Source organism: Roseateles sp. (assembly GCF_036486225.1).
Classification (GTDB): Bacteria; Pseudomonadota; Gammaproteobacteria; order Burkholderiales; family Burkholderiaceae_C; genus Roseateles.
This window is the reverse complement of the sequence record NZ_DASVNZ010000007.1, coordinates 1-18271: the sequence shown is the minus strand read 5'-3', so window position 1 is coordinate 18271 and position 18271 is coordinate 1. Positions and strand designations below refer to the sequence as shown.

The 18271-nt window shown below is 68.4% G+C and carries 18 protein-coding genes; 8 read left to right on the top strand and 10 right to left on the bottom strand.

The genetic code is table 11. The features are described from left to right. Positions 1 to 304 precede the first annotated feature (304 nt). The 7 genes from VF536_RS00630 to bamC all read left to right on the top strand — a co-directional run bounded on the left by VF536_RS00630 (position 305) and on the right by bamC (position 6738). Positions 305 to 1633, top strand: a complete 1329-nt coding sequence (locus VF536_RS00630; RefSeq protein WP_331612830.1) for an amidohydrolase family protein — start codon at positions 305 to 307, stop codon at positions 1631 to 1633. A gap of 38 nt (positions 1634 to 1671) precedes the next feature. Further along, complete coding sequence (locus VF536_RS00625) at positions 1672 to 2898, top strand: MFS transporter (protein WP_331612829.1); 1227 nt, start codon at positions 1672 to 1674, stop codon at positions 2896 to 2898. A 22-nt stretch (positions 2899 to 2920) separates the two neighbouring features. Further along, positions 2921 to 3052 (top strand): hypothetical protein, encoded by a 132-nt coding sequence (locus tag VF536_RS00620; protein WP_331612828.1) that lies wholly within the window; start codon positions 2921 to 2923, stop codon positions 3050 to 3052. A 31-nt stretch (positions 3053 to 3083) separates the two neighbouring features. Beyond that, positions 3084 to 3887, top strand: a complete 804-nt coding sequence (locus tag VF536_RS00615; protein WP_331612827.1) for an SDR family oxidoreductase — start codon at positions 3084 to 3086, stop codon at positions 3885 to 3887. Next, on the top strand, positions 3884 to 4531 hold the full coding sequence (locus tag VF536_RS00610) for a class I SAM-dependent methyltransferase (protein ID WP_331612826.1): 648 nt from the start codon (positions 3884 to 3886) through the stop codon (positions 4529 to 4531). The genes VF536_RS00615 and VF536_RS00610 overlap by 4 nt, the downstream gene beginning before the upstream one ends. An 84-nt stretch (positions 4532 to 4615) precedes the next feature. Then, complete coding sequence (gene dapA / locus VF536_RS00605) at positions 4616 to 5497, top strand: 4-hydroxy-tetrahydrodipicolinate synthase (protein WP_331612824.1); 882 nt, start codon at positions 4616 to 4618, stop codon at positions 5495 to 5497. An 80-nt stretch (positions 5498 to 5577) separates the two neighbouring features. After that, positions 5578 to 6738 (top strand): outer membrane protein assembly factor BamC, encoded by a 1161-nt coding sequence (gene bamC, locus VF536_RS00600; protein WP_331612823.1) that lies wholly within the window; start codon positions 5578 to 5580, stop codon positions 6736 to 6738. 245 nt (positions 6739 to 6983) lie between these two features. On the opposite strand, the gene VF536_RS00595 is transcribed toward bamC, so the two are convergent. The 3 genes from VF536_RS00595 to VF536_RS00585 form a co-directional block, all read right to left on the bottom strand. Continuing rightward, positions 6984 to 7184, bottom strand: coding sequence for a hypothetical protein (locus tag VF536_RS00595; RefSeq protein ID WP_331612821.1), 201 nt, complete (start codon positions 7182 to 7184; stop codon positions 6984 to 6986). A 157-nt stretch (positions 7185 to 7341) separates the two neighbouring features. Beyond that, positions 7342 to 7878 carry a hypothetical protein gene (locus VF536_RS00590; protein ID WP_331612819.1) on the bottom strand — a complete coding sequence of 179 codons (537 nt, stop codon included), beginning with the start codon at positions 7876 to 7878 and terminating at the stop codon, positions 7342 to 7344. Positions 7879 to 7894: 16 nt separating this feature from the next. Then, positions 7895 to 9022 (bottom strand): JmjC domain-containing protein, encoded by a 1128-nt coding sequence (locus VF536_RS00585; protein ID WP_331612877.1) that lies wholly within the window; start codon positions 9020 to 9022, stop codon positions 7895 to 7897. Between the two features lie 146 nt (positions 9023 to 9168). Between VF536_RS00585 and VF536_RS00580 the strand changes: the two genes are divergently transcribed. Beyond that, on the top strand, positions 9169 to 9702 hold the full coding sequence (locus tag VF536_RS00580; RefSeq protein WP_331612818.1) for a peptidylprolyl isomerase: 534 nt from the start codon (positions 9169 to 9171) through the stop codon (positions 9700 to 9702). A 66-nt stretch (positions 9703 to 9768) separates the two neighbouring features. Here VF536_RS00580 and VF536_RS00575 read toward each other — a convergent pair whose 3' ends face one another. From VF536_RS00575 to VF536_RS00545, 7 genes are all read right to left on the bottom strand, one after another. Next, a complete protein-coding gene (locus tag VF536_RS00575) occupies positions 9769 to 10869 on the bottom strand; it encodes a hypothetical protein (protein ID WP_331612817.1) in 1101 nt (366 codons plus the stop codon). 78 nt (positions 10870 to 10947) lie between these two features. Then, a complete protein-coding gene (locus VF536_RS00570) occupies positions 10948 to 13068 on the bottom strand; it encodes a hypothetical protein (protein WP_331612816.1) in 2121 nt (706 codons plus the stop codon). Further along, positions 13061 to 13729, bottom strand: a complete 669-nt coding sequence (locus VF536_RS00565) for a response regulator transcription factor (protein ID WP_331612815.1) — start codon at positions 13727 to 13729, stop codon at positions 13061 to 13063. Before VF536_RS00565 ends, VF536_RS00570 begins: the two co-directional genes overlap by 8 nt. Before the next feature lie 116 nt (positions 13730 to 13845). Continuing rightward, positions 13846 to 14115, bottom strand: coding sequence for a hypothetical protein (locus tag VF536_RS00560; protein WP_331612814.1), 270 nt, complete (start codon positions 14113 to 14115; stop codon positions 13846 to 13848). A gap of 348 nt (positions 14116 to 14463) precedes the next feature. Further along, complete coding sequence (locus tag VF536_RS00555; protein ID WP_331612813.1) at positions 14464 to 15612, bottom strand: ABC transporter substrate-binding protein; 1149 nt, start codon at positions 15610 to 15612, stop codon at positions 14464 to 14466. 108 nt (positions 15613 to 15720) lie between these two features. Further along, positions 15721 to 17043, bottom strand: a complete 1323-nt coding sequence (locus VF536_RS00550) for a TRZ/ATZ family hydrolase (protein ID WP_331612812.1) — start codon at positions 17041 to 17043, stop codon at positions 15721 to 15723. A 96-nt stretch (positions 17044 to 17139) separates the two neighbouring features. Beyond that, positions 17140 to 18120, bottom strand: a complete 981-nt coding sequence (locus VF536_RS00545) for a nucleoside hydrolase (RefSeq protein WP_331612811.1) — start codon at positions 18118 to 18120, stop codon at positions 17140 to 17142. Positions 18121 to 18271 lie beyond the last annotated feature (151 nt).

Below are 18271 nucleotides of genomic sequence, written 5' to 3'. Positions count from 1 at the left end.
TGGGGGTTTCCACCCCCTGCGGGGGACCCGCGCGCGCAGGCCGCACGAGGCCGCCGTTCCCGCACTTCCGGTTACCGATCGAGCGCTTGCGGCATGGGAGCGCTGTCGTAGCATCCGCCGCTTGTCCGCACGCCCCCGCCCGACTGGTCCGATGCCGCTCCTGCCCCGTTCCTCGCGCCGCCCTCCGGCTGTCCTGGCTGCCCTTGGTGCCTGGGTCCCCCTCGCCCTCGCCCTCGCCCTCGCCCTGACCTCCCTCTTCGGAGCGGGCACTGCCCGCGCCGACGACTTCAAGGCCAGCCCCGAGATGGCCCTGGAGCTGCGCCACGCTCGCTGGTTCGACGGCGAGAAGCTGCAGAGCGGCACGCTCTACGTCGAGGACGGCCGCTTCGTCGAGAAGCGCCCCCGCAAGGTCAACCGCCTGCTGGAGCTGCGCGGCCAGACGCTGGTGGCGCCGCTCGCGGACGCGCACAACCACAACCTGCAGAGCGCCTGGGGCCTGGACAAGTTCGGTCAGGATTACCTGCGCGACGGCGTGTTCTACGCGGCGATGCTGTGCGCCGATCCGGCCGCGATCGAGCCGATCCGCGCCCGCATCTCGCAGCCGGAGACACCGGACGTGCTGTTCGCCACCGCCTGCATCACCTCGTCCGACGGCCAGCCGCTGGCGATGCTGCAGTCCGGCACGCCGCCGATGGCGCTGGACCAGATCGTCGACAAGGCGGTGCTGGTCATGGACACGCCCGAGCAGGTCGGCCAGAAGTGGCCGCTGATCGCCGGCCGCCACACCGACCTGGTGAAGGTCATCATGAGCTACCACGACCGGCCCGAGCTGCGCCACGTGCCCGAGCAGCGCGGCCGGCTGGGCGTGACGCCCGAGGTCGTGGCCGAGGTGGTCCGCCGCGCGCATGCGGAGCAGCGACGGGTCGTGGTCCACATCGAGAGCGCCGCCGACTTCGCTGCCGCGGTGCGCGCCGGCGCCGACTTCATCGCCGAGCTGCCGGGCTACTTCCCGCAGCACGGCGAGGAACCGGAAACCCATCTGATCCCGCCGGACGTCGCCGCGCTGGCCGCCGAGAAGAAGATCGGCATCGTCACCGCGACGGTCGCGACGCGGCTGTTCCAGCCCGCGCCGGAGCTGCTGGCGCGCATCGAGGCCGTGCAGAAGCAGAACCTGGAGCGGCTCAAGGCCGCCGGCGCGCGGCTGCTGGTCGGCTCCGACCTGTTCACCGGCAACGCGCTGAGCGAGGTCCATCACCTCGACCAGTTGGGCGTGCTCGACAAGACCGCCCTGCTGCGCCTGGCCACGGTCGAGACGCCCAAGGCCCTGTTCCCGCAGCGCAAGCTCGGCTGCTTCCAGCCCGGCTGCGAGGCCAGCTTCCTGGTGCTGATCGGCAATCCGCTGGAGGACCTCGACGCCCTGGACAAGCCGATCCTGCGCATCAAGCAGGGCCGCGTGCTGACGCAGCTGGACGACGTCGCCGCCACCGCCGGCGAGGAGAACAACGCGCTGAACTCCGCCGCCGGCGCCGAGAAGAAAGCCTCCGGCAAGAAGTCCGGCGCCAAGTCCACGGCCAAGTCGTCCGCCAAGAAGAAGTCATCGGGGAAACCCGCATCCAAGACCGGCACGCGCTGAGACGCCCGGCCAGCCGGTACATTGATCGGATGAGCGCGATGCCGATCCCCCCTTCTTCCTCCCGCGGCCTGTCGATGCGACAGGTGCTGATCTGCGGCGCCGCGATCGTCACGCTGTCGATGGGCATCCGCCACGGCTTCGGCCTGTGGCTGACGCCGGTCACGATGGACCGCGGCTGGACCCGCGAGGCCTTCTCCCTGGCGCTGGCCGTCCAGAACATCGCCTGGGGCGCGGCCGGCCCGTTCGCCGGCATGCTGGCCGACCGCTTCGGCGCGCTGCGGGTGCTGATCGCCGGCGCCCTGCTCTACGCGGCGGGGCTGGCGCTGATGGCGGTGTCGACCTCGACCGCCGGTTTCCTCGGCAGCGCCGGGGTGCTGATCGGACTGGCCCAGTCGGGCACCACCTACGCGGTCATCTACGGCGTCATCAGCCGCAACGTCTCCGCGGAGAAACGGTCCTGGGCCATGGGCGTCGCCGCGGCAGCAGGCTCCTTCGGCCAGTTCCTGATGGTGCCGGTCGAGAACTGGCTGATCGGCTACAACGGCTGGCAGAACGCGCTGTTCGTGCTGGCGATCGCGGCCTGCCTGATCGTGCCGCTGGCCTTCGGCCTGCGCGAGCCGGCACGGGATGCCGCCCACGGCGCGCATCACCAGAGCATCGGCCAGGCGCTGCGCGAGGCCTTCGGCTACCGCAGCTTCCAGCTGCTGATGCTGGGCTACTTCGTCTGCGGCTTCCAGGTCGTGTTCATCGGCGTGCACATGCCGAGCTACCTGAAGGACCACGGCCTGACGCCCCAGGTCGCCACCAACGCGCTGGCGCTGATCGGCCTGTTCAACGTCTTCGGCACCTACGCCGCCGGCACGCTGGGCCAGAAATTCCCCAAGCGCTACCTGCTGTCGGGCATCTACCTGCTGCGCTCGATCGCGATCATCATCTTCCTGAACGTGCCGCTGACGCCGGCGAGCGTCTACGTCTTCGCCGCGGTGATGGGCGTGCTGTGGCTGTCCACCGTGCCGCCGACCAACGCCATCGTGGCGCAGATCTTCGGCGTGCAGCACATGTCGATGCTGGGCGGCTTCGTGTTCTTCAGCCACCAGATCGGCAGCTTCCTGGGCGTGTGGCTGGGCGGCAAGCTCTATGACGCCACCGGCTCCTACGACGTCGTCTGGTACCTGGCGATCGCGCTGGGCGTGATGGCGATGCTGGCCAACCTGCCGGTACGCGAAACGGCCATCACGCGTCGCCCGGTGGCGGCCGCGGCCTGACGCGCGACGGCGGAGCAAAACCATGACCCGGCGCGGACTCTGGCGGATCGTGGCGTGGCTGGGCGCGGGCCTGGCCCTGGCGGCGGTCTTCCTGGCCTACACGCAACCCTCGCTGATGCAGCAGATGGGCGACGCGATCTGGGCCTGCTTCTGACAACAATGAGCGCAACGACAACGGAGACAACATGGTCGTGATCATCACCGGCGCCTCCGACGGCATCGGCGCCGAGCTGGCGCGTCAATGGGCGCGGCGCGAGGGCGCCAAGCTCTCGCTCGTGCTGGCGGCGCGCAGCGTCGACAAGCTGGAGAAGGTGGCGGCGGAATGCGAGTCGCTCGGCGCCCACACCCGCGTGCAGCGCTGCGACGTCGAATCGCAGGAGGACTGCCAGGAACTCGTGCGCACGACGCTGGGCGCCTTCGGCGCGATCGACGTGCTGGTCAACAACGCCGGCATGTCGGCGCATGCGCTGTTCGACCAGGTCAAGGACCTGACCTGGTACCAGCGCCTGATGCTGATCAACCTGTGGGGCTCGGCCTGGTGCACCCAGGCCGCGCTGCCGGCGCTCAAGGCCAGCAAGGGCCGCATCGTCGCGGTCTCCAGCCTGGCCGGCCTGCTGGGCATCCCGGGCCGCACCGCCTACAGCGCCAGCAAGTTCGCGATGACCGGTTTCTTCGAGGCGCTGCGCACCGAGGTCGCCGCCAGCGGCGTCAGCGTGACCATCGCCTATCCGGGCGTCGTCGACACGCAGATCCGCTACCGCGGCTTCAATGCGCAGGGCAACGCCTCGGGGCTGAGCAGCCTCGACGAACGCGGCGCGATGCCGGTCCAGGAGTGCGCCAGACTGATCCTCGACGGCACGCTCAATCGCGAGCGCGACATCGTCATGACCGCCAAGGGCAAGCTGGGCCGCTGGCTCAAGCTGCTGGCGCCGGCGATGGTCGATCGCATGGCCCTGAAGGCCCTCAAGAAGGAACAACGCCCCGCATGAGCCTGTCTGCTTTCCCCGGCGCTACTTCCCCCAGCGCCTCCTTCCCCGGCGGCTCTTTCCCCAGCGATTGGGTACTGCGCTGGGCGCAGGCCTGGCGCGACCGTGACGGCGTCACGGCGCTGGACCTCGCCTGCGGCTCGGGCCGCCATCTGCGGCTGCTGGCGGGTGAAGGCGCGGCCGTCACCGGCGTGGACCGCGACGCGGCGGCGCTGGCGACGCTCGCCGGACTCTCCGACCGGGTCGAGCTGATCGAGGCCGACATCGAGCAGGGCCCATGGCCGCTGGCGGACCGCGTCTTCGACGTCGTGATCGTCACCAACTACCTGTGGCGGCCGCTGCTGCCGCGCGTCGTCGAGGCCGTCGCGCCCGGCGGCTGGCTGATTTACGAGACCTTTACCGATGGACAACAGACGGTCGGCCGTCCCGCCAATCCGGACTTCCTGCTGAGGCCCGGCGAGTTGCTGGCCGCCGTCCACGGCCTGCGCGTGCTCGCCTACGAGGACGGCTTCATCCAGGCAGAGCCCCCCAACGCCGGGGGCGGTGTGGTCAACGGCCGGTATGTCCAACGCGTTGCTGCGGTTCGCGAGAACCGGCCCGTCGACGGCGCGACGCCTGGGGTCTACCCCAGATACCGGCTGCGCTGAGCGGGCAGTCCCGCGAGAGCCCCGGATGAGCGCCGAAAGAGCCCCGGCGCTTCAGTAGAATCCGCCGATCCAGAGGAATCCTCAATGAACGCAATTGTTGGCAGCATCGTCGCGCTGGTCACGCCGATGCACGAAGACGGCCGCATCGACTTCGATGGGCTGCGCAGCCTGATCGACTGGCACATCGACCAGGGCACGGACGTCATCGGCGTCGTCGGCACGACGGGCGAGTCCCCGACGGTCACGATGGAAGAGAACCGCGAAGTCATCCGCGCCACCGTCGAGCACGTCAAGGGCCGCAAGCCGGTGCTGGCCGGCACCGGCGCCAACGCCACCGCCGAGGCCATCGAGCTGAGCCGCTTCGCCAAGCAGGTCGGCGCCGACGCCACGCTGTCGGTCGTCCCGTACTACAACCGCCCGTCGCAGGAAGGCATCTACCAGCACTTCAAGGCGATCGCCGAGGCGGTCGACATCCCGATGATGCTGTACAACGTGCCCGGCCGCACGGTCGCGGACATGTCGGTGGAGACCACGCTGCGTTGCGCCTCGCTGCCCGGCGTGTTCGGCATCAAGGACGCGACCGGCAACATCGAGCGCGCCGCCTGGCTGATCAAGCATGCCCCGCAAGGCTTCAGCATCTACTCCGGCGACGACGCCACCGCCATCGCGATGATGTTCATGGGAGGGCGCGGTTCCGTCAGCGTCACCGCCAACATCGCGCCCAAGGCGATGCACGAGATGTGCATGGCCGCGATCGAGGGCCGCGTGCGCGAGGCCACCGCCCTGCACTTCCAGTTGCTGCCGCTGCACAAGCAGCTGTTCTGCGAACCCAGCCCGGCACCGGCCAAGTGGGCCCTGAACAAGCTGGGACGCTGCCCCAACAACCTGCGCCTGCCGCTGACGCCGCTGACGCCCGCCGGCCAGGACCTGGTCGCAGGCGCCCTGCGCGACGCCGGCCTGCTCTAATCACTCCCGGCCGGCACGCCGGCCGCACCTTTTCCTTCAGCGGCCGCGGGCCGCAGCGACCTACCTCGGAGATCTCCAGCGTGACTCGTTCCCTTTCTGAATCCGGCGCGCCCACTCCAGTGCGCGTGGCCTGCCTGATGGCGCTGGCCTCGCTGACGGCGTGCAGCACGTTCGAGAGCATCACCAGCAGCGACAAGGTCGACTACCGCACCCAGGCCAAGCAGACCACCGGCCTGGACGTGCCGCCGGACCTGACGCAGCTGCCCAAGGAAAACCGCCCCACCGGCCCGATCAGCGCCGCGCAGATGGCCGCGCAGCCGAATGCGCAGCGCCAGACCGCCGCCAGCGCCGGCGCGCCTGTCGCGCTGGACAAGGCCGGTTCGATCGAGTTCCACCGCCTGGGCAACGCCCGCTGGCTGCACAGCACCCTGCCGCCCGAGCAGGTCTGGCCGCAGGTCAAGGGCTTCTGGCAGGACCGCGGCTTCACGATCGAGTCCGAGGACCAGAACGTCGGCCTGATGGAAACCAACTGGGCCGAGAACAAGGCCAAGCTGCCGCAGGACTTCATCCGCAAGACGCTGGGCTCGCTGCTGGACTCGCTGTACTCCACCGGCGAGCGCGACAAGTACCGCACCCGCCTGGAACGCAACGAGCAGGGCGGCACCGACATCTACGTCACCCACCGCGGCCTGGTCGAGGTCTACACGAACTCGCAGCGCGACGAGACCGGCTGGCAGCCCCGCCCCTCCGATCCGGAGCTGGAAGCCGAGATGACCTCGCGCCTGATGCTCAAGCTCGGCGGCAAGGAAGAAGACGCCAAGACCATGGTCGCCAACGCGCAGCAGCCGGCGCCTTCGTTCGCCGAAGCGCCGCGCGGCAACGCGCCGCGTTCGCTGGCGGACGTGCCGGACCAGCTGAAGGTCAACGAGGACTTCGATCGCGCCTGGCGCCGGGTCGGTCAGTCGCTGGACCGCCACGGCTTCACGATCGAGGACCGGGACCGCAAGCAGGGCCTGTTCTTCCTGCGCTACGCCGACCCGAACCAGGCCGGCAAGGAAGAACCCAACTTCTTCCAGCGCCTGTTCGGCGCGACCAACACCTCCACGGCGGTGCGCTACCGCGTGTCGGTCAAGACCGAGGGCACGAGCTCGACCGTCATGATCCTGGACGACAAGGGACAGCAGCAGACCAACGAAATGGCCAAGCGCATCCTGCAACTGCTGATGGAAGACGTGCGCTGATCCCTCTCGATGGTGGACCACCGTACACCATCAGTTTGCGCAAAACAAAACGCCACCTCCGGGTGGCGTTTTTCATTGCGGGGGCATTCGACTCGGGCGACCCGCCGTATTCGCGGCGGCAGGGCTCGGTAAACTCCACTCTAATACCAGTGTGGGGCTCGGCTGAGCGAAGCACAGGCAAAGCACAGACAAAGAAAAAGCCGCAAGGGCGAACCCTTGCGGCTTTCTCTGGACGAGTGATCGTCTTAGTTGCTGGCGGCCGAAGCGGGCGCAGCAGCGTCGGAAGCGGCAGCCGAAGCTTCCACAGCCGGGGCCGAGGCTTCAACGGCGGGAGCCGAAGCTTCCGGAGCCGGGGTCGCCACGGGAGCGACGGCTTCTTCCTTCTTGCCGCAAGCGGTCAGGGCAACAACGGCCAGCAGGGAGGCCAACAGGATCGACTTTTTCATACTTGTCCTCAAGTAACTTTTAGACGAACAATCAATTACCGGTAATTAATGAAGTCGTACCAGATGACAAGTACGAACTTCAGCAGACCAAGACGTGAGAAACCTCGAGCGCTTCCCCCGCCTAGCCAGCAATTATAGCCACCAGTTTGTAATCTCCTTACAAGCCTAGGGTGCTGCTGGCGAACGAGTCGGCAGACCGTTGCTCAATTGCGTCAAACCACTCGCGCGCCATGGCCTCTTCCCGGGCGTCATGCAGCGAAAGAGAGGCCCGCGCCGGCGTCCACAGCTTCATCGTCAGCAATCCGGGTGCCAGCAGGAGGCCCATGGGCGCGGGGGTACTGCGCTCGGCCAGGTCGCCCGGATCGTAGGCGCGCGCCTGGACCACATGGTCGTGCGTCTGGCGCCACTGGACGAAACGAGGATGGACGCGCCGCAGGGTCTCGTAGTCGGTGTTCGCCAGGAGGCGCAATCTGCGGTGCGGCAGCGCCCAACGGTGCAGCGCGTCCAGCAGCGCGGACTCGGACAGCGGCCAGTCGGCAAAGTCCGGATCCAGCCAGCACAACTCGCGTCCGCCCTGCTCCGCCGCCAGCTGCAGCGCTTGCCGCAGCATTTGCCGGACCTCCGCCGTCGTTTCGACGAGTCCAGGCACGAGTCCAGGAGTCTGGCCTTCGGGCATCGTGGGTTCCAGCGGCATGTCGAGTTCCTCCTGGTCAGTCCGGCAGCACCCAGCCGTCCTCGGTCCATTGATCCAGCAAGTCGCGTGCGCCGTCGCTCAGCTTCGCGACCTCGGCGGCGGACAGCGTGCGACGGTCCGCCATCCGGCGCATCAGCGTCGCGTCGCGACCACCGGCCCGGAAGGATTGTCCATTGATGAAGACATGCGCCGCGTCGTACATCATGCGGCTGCGCGCGCTCAGCCGCGCGCCCTGCCCCGGCGGCAAGGCCTCGCCCGGCTCGAAGAAGACGCGCGGCTTGGGTTCGGTCAGCGCCTCGCCGAGCGCCCGCTCCAGCGCCAGCGGCTGCGCGACCGCCCTCAGCACCGCCTCGCGCGCGAAGGTCGTGAGCGCCTCGGGGATGCGTCCCGGCTCGCCCGTCGCCGACTGGCGGGGATCGACATACATCCGGTCGCCACGCGGCGCTTCCTCGTCGTCGGTCAGCCGTACCAGCAGTTCGTTGGCCAGTTCGCTGCGCCAGGGCGAACGGAAGCCCACCGACGCGGTCATGCAATCGCCCCCGACCGCCACGCCGTCGTGCGCCCAGCCCGGCGGCAGATAAAGCATGTCGCCGGGTTCGAGCGTGAATTCCTGTTCCGGCTCGAAGTCCGACAGCACCTTGAGCGGAACGTCCTCGCGCAACGCGCCCGTGGTCGACACGCCCAGGCGGCCGATGCGCCAGTGGCGACGGCCGCTCACCTGGATCAGGAAGACGTCGTAGGAATCGAAATGGGGGCCGACGCCGCCGCCTTCGCTGGCATACGACAGCATCAGGTCGTCCAGGCGGGCCTCCGGCACGAAGCGGAAGCGGCTCAGCAACGCCTGCGCGGACTCGGCGTGCAGGTCCAGTCCCTGCACCAGCAGCGTCCAGTGCGGCTTGCTCCAGGCGGGCAGCTTCGCGATCGGCCCTTGGCGCATGGTCCAGCGATCGCCGTCCTGCTGCGACACGAGGCGGGATTCCACCTCGTCGCTGGCCGCCAGACGGGCCAGCCCGGCGCGATCGACCGGCGGCACCACGCCGGGCAGCGCCTGGCGCACGAGCAGCGGCTGCTTCTGCCAGTGGCGCTTCATGAACTGGGCGGGGCTCAGCCCGCCGAGCAGCGGCAGCTTCGCGTCGATCTCGATGCCGGAGGCGGCGATGGCAGCGGCAGCGCCGCCCCGGGCGCGCCTCGACGGCACTGAGGAAGCCACGGAGGTCGCGGGGGCCACGGAGGCTTGGGGTGTCTTGGACTTGGAGGTCATGGGCGCGCATTGTCTGAGAGAATTGCGCGATGCAAATCACTGCCCCCTGCGTCGTCTCCCTGACTTGGAGACTCGAGGACGCCCAAGGCCAATCCGTCGAGGTGCTGGACCCGGCGATGGAGTTCTTCTACGGCGGCCAGGACCTGTTCACCAAGGTCGAGGAAGCGCTGGTCGACAAGGTCGCCGGTGACGAGGTCAGCGTGGCGCTCGAGCCCGAGGACGCGTTCGGCGATTACGACAGCGCCCTGGTCTGTTTCGAACCGCGCGAGGTCTTCCCCGAGAACGTCGATGTCGGCATGCAGTTCGAAGGCCTGCCGGAAGGCGCCTCGACCCCCGACATGCCGGCCGACCGCATCTACACCGTCACCGAGGTCTATCCGGAGCACATCGTGCTGGACGGCAACCATCCGCTGGCCGGTGTCGGCCTGCGCATCCACGTGATGGTGCATGACGTGCGCGATGCCACCGAGGAGGAACTCGAGGTCGGCACACTGGGCGATTCGGGCTTCAGCGTGGCCACCGGCCTCTCCAACGGCCCGGGTCCGGACGAACCGATCCACTGAGCGCCGGACGCGCCCGAAGCCTTCTCGAAGCCCCGCCCTGCGGGGCTTCTCCATTCCGCCCGCTGCTCACCCCTTGCCGGACGGGTCGATCGACGACCATGACGCCGGGCCGGCGGGTTCCCGCGAACACAGGCGCCGATAGAGATCGAAGACCTTGGCCTCCAGCTCGGCCGGACTGCCGCAGACTCGCGCGCCGATCAAGCGGGCGCGGTAGTTGTGGATCTGCTCCCGCACCGCATGCGACCAGCTCTGCGTGCTCGGCGTCAGGTCGAAGGTGCTGCCGCGCAGCACATGCAGCCAGCCGATCAGGACCGGCTCGGGGAGCCCCGCCAGCATCTCGGTCAGGCTCGCCGGCGGCCGCGCCCGGCCGGCATGCAGGCGGTGCAGCATCAGCAGCCGGATCACCAGCGCCGGATCCGAGGCCGCGGTCATGGCCAGCGCTTCCTGGGGCGCGCCGTGGCGCATCAGCCGGAACATGCGTCCGAGCACGTCCAGATCGCAGCTCGGCAGCGCCCTCGGCGATTCCTCCTGAGGCGGCATCAGCAGGTCGCCCTGGAAGTAGCGCACACCCAGCGCCTTCAGGCGCAGGTAGTCGCCGGGATCGGTCATGCGATCGGCGATGAGGGTGGCGCCGGCCTGTCGCGTGAGTTCCTGGACCGTCGCCCAGGCGCTCACCGGCGCGAGCGACGCGTCCAGCTTCACGAACGACACCATCGGCAGCCAGACGATGCGCGGATCCTCCGGCGTCACCACGCCGCCCAGCGCGAACCGGTAGCCGCGCGCATGCAATTGCGCGATGCGCCGCGTCATGGTCTCCTGGACCGGTACGCCCACGGGCAGTTGGATCGCGCCGAGCGACCCGCACAGGACATCCGCGATCGGACTGAGCAGGGTCGCCGCGTCCATCTCGACGAACAGGCAACCGGGACGGCGATGCGCCACGCCGCCGTCCAGCAGGGCCTGGCTGAGCAGAAGGCTGGTCGCATAAGCGCTGGGCGGCGGCGCGCGGCGCATGCCGGCGCTCCAGCGGAAGCACAGCTCCTGGCCCATCGGCTCGACGGAGCCGTCGATGATGGCTTGACGTGCGAAACGGGAGCAGACGGGTTCGGGTTGGATCAGCAGCCGGGCTACCGTGACGCCGCTGCGGGAGGGTCGGGAAGATTGCATGGCCATGGAAATCGTCGACAGACCCGGATGCCCGGGCGGGACGTCAGTATTTCGAGGAACGGCGGAACGTTCGATGGCTCAGCTCAGTGGCAATGCAGCGGTTTCCGACTGGGAACAGTCGCTGACCGACTCGTTTGCTGGGTCCGGAGCCTGCCAGGTCATCAACGGCAGGCTCAGCGCGGTCCGCGCCCCCTGCGGCGTGCGTTCGAAAAGGAAGGCCGCGCCGATGCGTTCGGCGCGCCGGCGCAGGCCGTCCAGACCGGTGCCACCGGTCAGCGGCGACCCGTCCCCGCACCCGTGCGCCTCCGCGGCGTCCGCGTCCGCGACCGCGTCACGCTGCGCCGCGCCCGACAGGCCGTTGTCCTCGATGAGCACCTCCAGGCGCTCGCCCGGCAGCACCGTCATGCGGATCGAGAGCCGGCTCGCATTGGCGTACTTGATGGTGTTGGCGACGGATTCCTCGACGATGCGCATCACCTGCTTGGAGAGGTCGGCCAGCAGCACGATCTCGGGGCCTTCGGGAATGTCGTACTCGATCTGGAAATCGGCCCGGGTGAGCGACTCGTCGAGGTTGCTGCAGTAGGTGAACAGGATGTCGTGGACCGTGCGCTGCTCGTGGACCTCCGTCACCGAGATGATCTCGCGCAGGTCCTTCAACGCATCCATCAGGCCGCGCTCGAGGCGGTCATGGTCGATGTCGCGGTCGCGCACGCTGAACAGCGTCGTGACCAGCTTGGAGCCGATGCCGTCGTGCAGGTCGCGGTAGATCCGGTCGCGCTCGGCCTGCGCGGCGGATTCGGACTCCATCTCGCGCTGCCGGTTGTAGCTGACCAGCAGCTCGCGCTCGCGTTGCAGCAGCGTCTCGGTGAGGATGCGGTTGTTGTCGCGCACGCGCTTCACGTTCGCCTGGAACTTCGTCAGCAGGATCTGCGCCACCACGAACAGCAGCAGCGGCACGCTCAGATGGCTCAGGTAGATCGGCGTCACCAGCAGGTGCGAGAACGACCAGCCCGCGTCGGGCATCGGGAAGGACACGAGCTGCCGCACCGCGTTGTGGTCGCGCAGCGCGAAGACCTGCGCCAGCACGGACTGGAACAGCAGCGACATGGCCGTGCGCGAGCGGGTCCGGGCGACGTGCAGCGCCAGTCGCGAGCAGGCGTAGAGATGGAACACCAGCAGCACCGGCAGCCAGTAGGCGTCCAGCCAGTCGCGCCCGCGCGGGCCCAGCAGCGGATAGGCGATCGCGGCGAAGGCGGCCGCGCCGAACAGGGCCAGGGTGCCGCCGCGCCCCAACGGTTCATCGACGAAGGCGAAGATGAACAGCGTCAGCACCACCACGACACCGCCGATGCAGGCGTATTGCGCCCAGAGCCACAGCGGCACCATCGCGGCTGGCAGGTAGGGCAGCAGCACCAGCGAGAACAGCACCGACCACAGCACCGTCGTCGCGCCGGCATGCAGGAACACGGCCCCCTCCCGCCGGTTCGCCAGCCAGGCGCCCAGCATGAACATGCCCGCCAGCAGGCAGAAGACGTTGGACGCGTTCGCGAGCGAGGTTCCGACGAACAAGGTCAGCTCGCTGATGTAGGAGATGGTGTCCAGGTCGCCGATGTAGATCGGTGCGATGTGGATCTGCCGATCCCAGGTCGTGAGTTCGATGGTCAGCACGTTGCCGTCGGGCCGCACGAGGCTGCGCGCCAGCGGCACCTGCAACGGGCGGTACCACTTGTAGCGGGCATCGGCGGTCGATTTCGGCAGGCCGGCGACCCAGACGCCGTTCAGGTAGACGTCCATGCCGTCCAGGGCCTGGCTGATCAGCAGGCTGGTGCCGGGGATGCGTGAATCCCCGTGGAACGGCGCGCCTGTCCGGTCATCGCAGCAGGGTGCGGGACGCGCCAGGTAACGGTCCAGATCGATGCGGAATCTTGCCCGCTTCAGCCCGTCCGACTGGCTCACATCGTGGAAATAGGGCAAGGCGAACGCGCCCTCGTGGGCGAGGACCGGGCCCGTCAGCCGGGGGGCTTCCGGACCGGCATCGCGCGGGTCGGAGGAGGCGTCGACGATTTCCAGTGCCTGGGCCCCCTCGACCCGGTAGACCCGCGTCGCCAGGCTGCTGGTCGTCACGACCAGCAGGGCCAGGATGAAGAAGGTCAGCCAGAAGAACACCGTCTTCAGCGAACTCCGCCTCGGACTACTCATCGATGAGCCCGTGCAGGCGCGCGGCGTTGGCCGCCATCGCCCGCGACTTCACGCCGAGCTTGCGATAGACGCTGCGCAGATGCTGGTTGACGGTGTGATGGGAGATGCTCAACCGGCGCCCGATCTCGACGATGGGCAGGCCGTCGACGAGGTGTCGCAGCACTTCCCATTCGCGCTCGCCCAGCCCGAGGTCGCGCAGCACCTTCTGCCGGTCGACATGCGGCCGCACGTTGTTCTCGAGCATCGTGATCCGCTCGACGACGAGTTGCGCCACCGCGGGGCTCAGCGGCGACTGTCCGTTGTGCGCGCTGACCAGCTTGTCCACCATCCCCGGCTGGATCTCGTCCTTGAGCAGGTAGCCGCTGGCCCCGGCCCGCAGGCTGCGCATCACGTGCTTGCTGTCGCCGAAGGTGCTGACGACGACGCTGCGCGACTCCGGGCATTTGTCCTCGATCAACCGGATCAGCTCGACGCCGTCGACATCCGGCAGTCCCAGATCGACCACATACAGGTCCGCGCGGTTGGCGAGGATGGCCGCCACCGCCTCGCCGCGATTCCTGGCGATGCCCACCACCTCGCAAAAGCTACTGTTCGAAATCACGTCCACCAACCTTTTCATGACGGTGGGGTCGTCTTCGATGATCACGACGGCAATACTCATTCGCTGGCTCCTTCTCGCTCGTTATCCCATTGCCCAGAGGCGGGCACAGTTTCGCGAGCGAGCGGAAACGAGCAATCACCGAAGCAAGTAAACCCGAAAACGCCAGACTACTGAATTCAGTGGTGGTCCAGGATTCGCGGCGCAGGCGCCTCCCATTCCCCGTCGGCGGGTCCGGAGGCCCGACGCCATCGGCCTTTGATCCAGTCCTCGGCGCTGGCGGCCAGACAGGCGATCAGCAGCATCAGTCCGCCGATCGCCAGCAGATAACCAATCACAGTAAGTTCAAATAAGGGATGTCCAGCAGTGAGTGGCTCGGTCCTCTCGGCCAGCAGGCAGCCTGCGCCGGCCAGCGTCAAGCCGATCGAGATCGCGTACATATTTCTCATGACACAAATCCATTTGCAAACTATTGGCGGCAGTGTCACCGACTGCGATCAGTTTGCCACTCACTTATGAATGCATTTATCGACTCAAACCTGCTAGGTTTCGGCGATTCGAATGGCGAATTTGGTGATCGACCATCGAATTCGTACCATTCCCTGGCGCCGGCGAATATACGGGGTCGCGTCGACCCATTCAGGGAGGGCCATCGACGATATCGAGGCAAGGATAGCCAGGCATCGACTCAGTCGCGATGGGGCGCGCAGCGGCGGCCCATTTGGCCGGATGCCGCATCAGGAAAAACAGACGGGCGCCCGAAGGCGCCCGTCGCGAGAGCAGGGTTCAGGTCGGAGTCAGCGCAGGAAGCGCCCCCGTGGGTCGATGATCGCGATGTCCGCGTAGTTGGTGCCCGTGTGGTCGGTGGGCGAATAACCCACCTCCATCCCGCCCAGGTCGAAGCGGGTCATGCTGTTGAGCACTTTCTGGATGGTGGCGCGGCTGGGGTCCTTGCCGGCGCGCTTGAGCGCCTCGACCAGCACCTTGGCGGAGGCGAAACCCTCCATCATGGCCGGCGTGACCTGGCCGTTGGATTCGGCGGGATGCGCCTTCACCAGGTCGCCCAGCTCGCGGACCATCGGCACGTTGGTCGAGCGTTCGCTCGGGAAGACCTGCGAGACGATGATGCCGGCGGCGTTCTGGCCCAGCAGCTGGACGAAGCCGTTGGAGGCGTTGTTGGACAAGGTCGCGCCCAGGATGCGCGAGCCGGCCGCGCGCAGCGCGTTGACCGTGTCCGCGGTGATCTGCTGCGAGGCAACCATCAGCACGACCTGCGGGTCTGCGGCGATGAGCTGCTTGACCACGCCGGCGATGTCCGGCTTTTCGCGCTCGTAGGTGAAGTGGGCCACCGGCTTCATCTTGCGGTCGTTGAAGCCCGCCATCGCCCCGGCGATGCCGTCCGCGCCGAAGGTGTCGTTCACCTGCACCAGCGCGATGCGGGTGTTGCCCATCTCCAGCAGCAGCTGGACGGCGCGCTCGGCCTCGCGCTGGTAGGTCGAGCGCACGTTGAAGACGAAGGGGTGCACCGGCTTGTGCAGCAGCATGGCGCCGGTGGACGGCGCGATCAGCGGCACCTGGGCCTTCTCGAGCAGCGGCATCACGGCCTGCGTGTGCGGCGTGCCGCGCGTCAGGAACAGGGCGACGGCGCCCTTGTCGATCAGCGTCTGCGCGTTGGCGGCGGCACGTTTGGGATCGAAGCCGTCGTCCAGCGACTGCAGGTCGATCTTCTGACCGTTGACGCCGCCGGTGGCGTTGACCTTGTCGATGTAGAGCTTGGCGCCCAGCGTCAGCTCCTTGACGCTGGCGGCGACCTGGCCGGTGAAACCGGCGGTCTGGCCGATCAGGATGTCCGCCTGCGCGGCGGCACTGAAGCCGAACGCCACCAGGGCGGTGGCGACGGAAGCGGCGAACCGGCGCAGCGGCCGGTTGCGAGTTGACTTGCTCATGGTGGTCTGTCCCGCCGGCTCGCGGTGGCGGCCGGCTGTGTCTCCAGCACGCCGGCGGTCAGATCGCCGCCGGCCCCTCGGCGCCGGCACCCCCATGTTCAGGGGGGATCAGCGCCCCGCGCGCATCTTAGCCACGATGTCCTCTACTCGCCCAAGCAAGGCTTGCGTGTCGAAGGTCAGAACGTTGCGCTTGGACAGCACCTGGCGGCCGCCCACCCAGACATCCGTGACATGTTCACGCCCGGCGACATAAACGAGTTGCGCATCGGCGTGATAGACGGGCTGGCATTCGATCGAATCCAGCGCGACGGCGACCACGTCGGCCAGCTTGCCGGCCTCCAGGGTGCCCAGGTCGTTGGCGCGGCCCATGGCCTTGGCGGCGCGCACGGTGGCCATCTCCAGCGCGGTGCGCGCGGTGACGGTCAGCGGGTCGCCGGTCACGCCCTTGGCGAGCAGCGCCGCGGCGCGGATCTCGCTGAACATGTCCTGGCGGTTGTTGGAGGCCGCGCCGTCGGTCCCGAGGATGGTGTTGACGCCGGCCGCCTCCAGGGCCTTCACCGGCGCGACGCCGGACGCCAGCTTCAGGTTGGAGCTCGGGTTGTGGACCAGGTGCACGCCCTGCTTCGCGACGAGATCGATCTCGTCCGGGGTCAGGTGGACCATGTGCACGGCGATCATCTTCGCGTTCAGCAGGCCCAGCTTGTTCAGGCGGGCCAGCGGGCGCTCGCCGTACTGCTTCACGCTGCCGTCGATCTCGTCCTGCGTCTCGTGGATGTGGCAGTGCATCTGCAGGTCGTACTTCTCGGCCAGCTCGCGCAGCTGGATGAAGGTCTCGTCCGAGACCGTGTACGGCGCGTGCGGCGCGCTGGTCCAGTCCAGCAGCTTCTCGCCCTTGAACTGCTCGTAGGCGGCCAGGCCCTTGTCGATGTAGTCCTGGGCGTTGGCGGCGTAGCCGGTGGGGAAGTCGATGACATTGATCGACACGCCGGCACGGATGCCGCTGTCCACCGCCGCGCGGGCCATCGCGGTGGGGAAGAAGTACATGTCGTTCAGGTAGGTCACGCCACCGCGCAGCGCTTCGGCCGCGGACAGCAGCGAGCCCTGGTAGGTCCAGTCCTCGCTCACCCACTGGCGCTCCAGCGGCCAGATGTGGTTGTTGAGCCAGTCCATCAGCGCCAGGTCGTCCGCGACGCCGCGCAGCAGCGACATCGCCGAGTGCGTGTGGGCATTGATCAGACCGGGGATCAGCACGTGGTTCGGGAGTTCGACGCGCTCGGCATCGGCGTAGCGCTTGAGCGCTTCCTCGCGCGGCAGCACGGCGGCGATGCGCTCGCCTTCGATGGCCAGCGCGTGCTGCTCCAGCACCGGGCTGTCCGGGGTCATGGTGATCAGCCAGCGGGGCAACAGCAGCTTCACGGCTTGGGTCGTCATGGGAGGTTCTCCTTGCTCACGCCGCGTGGCGCGACGTGCATTGTCTTGATTCTTGAAGGCGGCGCCGCATCATCGCCTCGTGGCGAGGATGCGGATTCAGAAGATCTCGTCGAACAGCGCCAGTACCTGCGCCGCGTCCACCTCGACGCAGACCTGCTGCACGGGGTGGCCGCTCCACGGCGTGCCGGTGCCGTGCTCGCTGCGCCAGTCCTGGATGGTCTGGCCGGTGGCGATGCCCTCCAACGCCACGCGCACCGGGCCCGCGCGCAGGGTGAAGGCGTCCGGCACCAGCAGGATCGCCGCGGCGCTGGCGTCGTGCGCGTAGATGCCGCCGATACCGTCGCGCGCATCGTAGAACTGCTGGTAGTGGCGCGTGGCCAGCCAGAGCAGGTCGCCCGCGCCGTCGCCGCGGCCGCGCAGCTTCGCCAGGTCGGCCTCGCGCATGATCGCTTCCTGCGTCACGTCCAGGCCGACGATGGTCACCGGCCAGGCGGCGGTGAAGACCTGGTCCGCGGCTTCGGGGTCGGCCATGATGTTGGCCTCGGCCACCGGCGTCACGTTGCCGCCGTGGCCCTTCAGGCCGAAGGCGCCGCCCATCACGACGACGCGCTTGACCTTGCCGGCGATCGCCGGGTCATGCTTGAGCGCGAGCGCCAGGTTCGTGAAGGGGCCGACGGCCACCAGCGTGATCTCGCCGGGCCGTTCGTTGACGAGGTCGCAGATCAGCTGATGCGCGGGACGCGGATCGAGCGGCCGTGTCGGCGCCGGCAGGCGGTCGGCGACGCCGCCGAGACCGTCGTCGCCGTGCACGTGCGCGGCGTCCTTGCGGCGGCGCTCATCGCGCAGCGGGCCTTCGGCGCCGGCGGCGACGGGCACGTCCTGGCGATAGAGCGCCGTCAGCCCACGCGCGTGGCGCGTGGTCGTGGCCACGGGGCCGTTGCCGAAGGCCGTCGTGACGGCCACCAGCTCGAAACGCGGGTGGCAGGCCAGCAGCGCGAGCGCGAGCGCGTCGTCGATGCCGGGGTCGGTGTCGAAGAGGACCGGGATGCGGTCCGAAGCAGGAATCTTGCTGTCCATGGGGTACTGCGCTCCAGGGTCAGGGGTTGCCGTCGGCGGAGTGTGCCCCGTTCGCGATCAACTCGGCGAGCTCGGGCAATTCCGGCAGCTCGGAGCGGTGCGGCATCGCCTGCTGCACGCCGGTCCGGCTGACCGCCAGCGCCGCCGCCAG

Bases quoted from the DNA above. Each gene is read 5' to 3' on its own strand.
- dapA (WP_331612824.1), top strand. From the start codon at position 4,616: ATGAACGCAATTGTTGGCAGCATCGTCGCGCTGGTCACGCCGATGCAC.
- VF536_RS00550 (WP_331612812.1), bottom strand. From the start codon at position 17,043: ATGACGACCCAAGCCGTGAAGCTGCTGTTGCCCCGCTGGCTGATCACC.
- VF536_RS00560 (WP_331612814.1), bottom strand. From the start codon at position 14,115: ATGAGAAATATGTACGCGATCTCGATCGGCTTGACGCTGGCCGGCGCA.
- VF536_RS00570 (WP_331612816.1), bottom strand. From the start codon at position 13,068: ATGAGTAGTCCGAGGCGGAGTTCGCTGAAGACGGTGTTCTTCTGGCTG.
- VF536_RS00590 (WP_331612819.1), bottom strand. From the start codon at position 7,878: ATGCCGCTGGAACCCACGATGCCCGAAGGCCAGACTCCTGGACTCGTG.
- VF536_RS00545 (WP_331612811.1), bottom strand. From the start codon at position 18,120: ATGGACAGCAAGATTCCTGCTTCGGACCGCATCCCGGTCCTCTTCGAC.
- VF536_RS00555 (WP_331612813.1), bottom strand. From the start codon at position 15,612: ATGAGCAAGTCAACTCGCAACCGGCCGCTGCGCCGGTTCGCCGCTTCC.
- VF536_RS00595 (WP_331612821.1), bottom strand. From the start codon at position 7,184: ATGAAAAAGTCGATCCTGTTGGCCTCCCTGCTGGCCGTTGTTGCCCTG.
- VF536_RS00580 (WP_331612818.1), top strand. From the start codon at position 9,169: ATGCAAATCACTGCCCCCTGCGTCGTCTCCCTGACTTGGAGACTCGAG.
- VF536_RS00615 (WP_331612827.1), top strand. From the start codon at position 3,084: ATGGTCGTGATCATCACCGGCGCCTCCGACGGCATCGGCGCCGAGCTG.
- VF536_RS00610 (WP_331612826.1), top strand. From the start codon at position 3,884: ATGAGCCTGTCTGCTTTCCCCGGCGCTACTTCCCCCAGCGCCTCCTTC.
- VF536_RS00630 (WP_331612830.1), top strand. From the start codon at position 305: ATGGCCCTGGAGCTGCGCCACGCTCGCTGGTTCGACGGCGAGAAGCTG.
- VF536_RS00625 (WP_331612829.1), top strand. From the start codon at position 1,672: ATGCCGATCCCCCCTTCTTCCTCCCGCGGCCTGTCGATGCGACAGGTG.
- VF536_RS00565 (WP_331612815.1), bottom strand. From the start codon at position 13,729: ATGAGTATTGCCGTCGTGATCATCGAAGACGACCCCACCGTCATGAAA.
- VF536_RS00620 (WP_331612828.1), top strand. From the start codon at position 2,921: ATGACCCGGCGCGGACTCTGGCGGATCGTGGCGTGGCTGGGCGCGGGC.
- VF536_RS00575 (WP_331612817.1), bottom strand. From the start codon at position 10,869: ATGCAATCTTCCCGACCCTCCCGCAGCGGCGTCACGGTAGCCCGGCTG.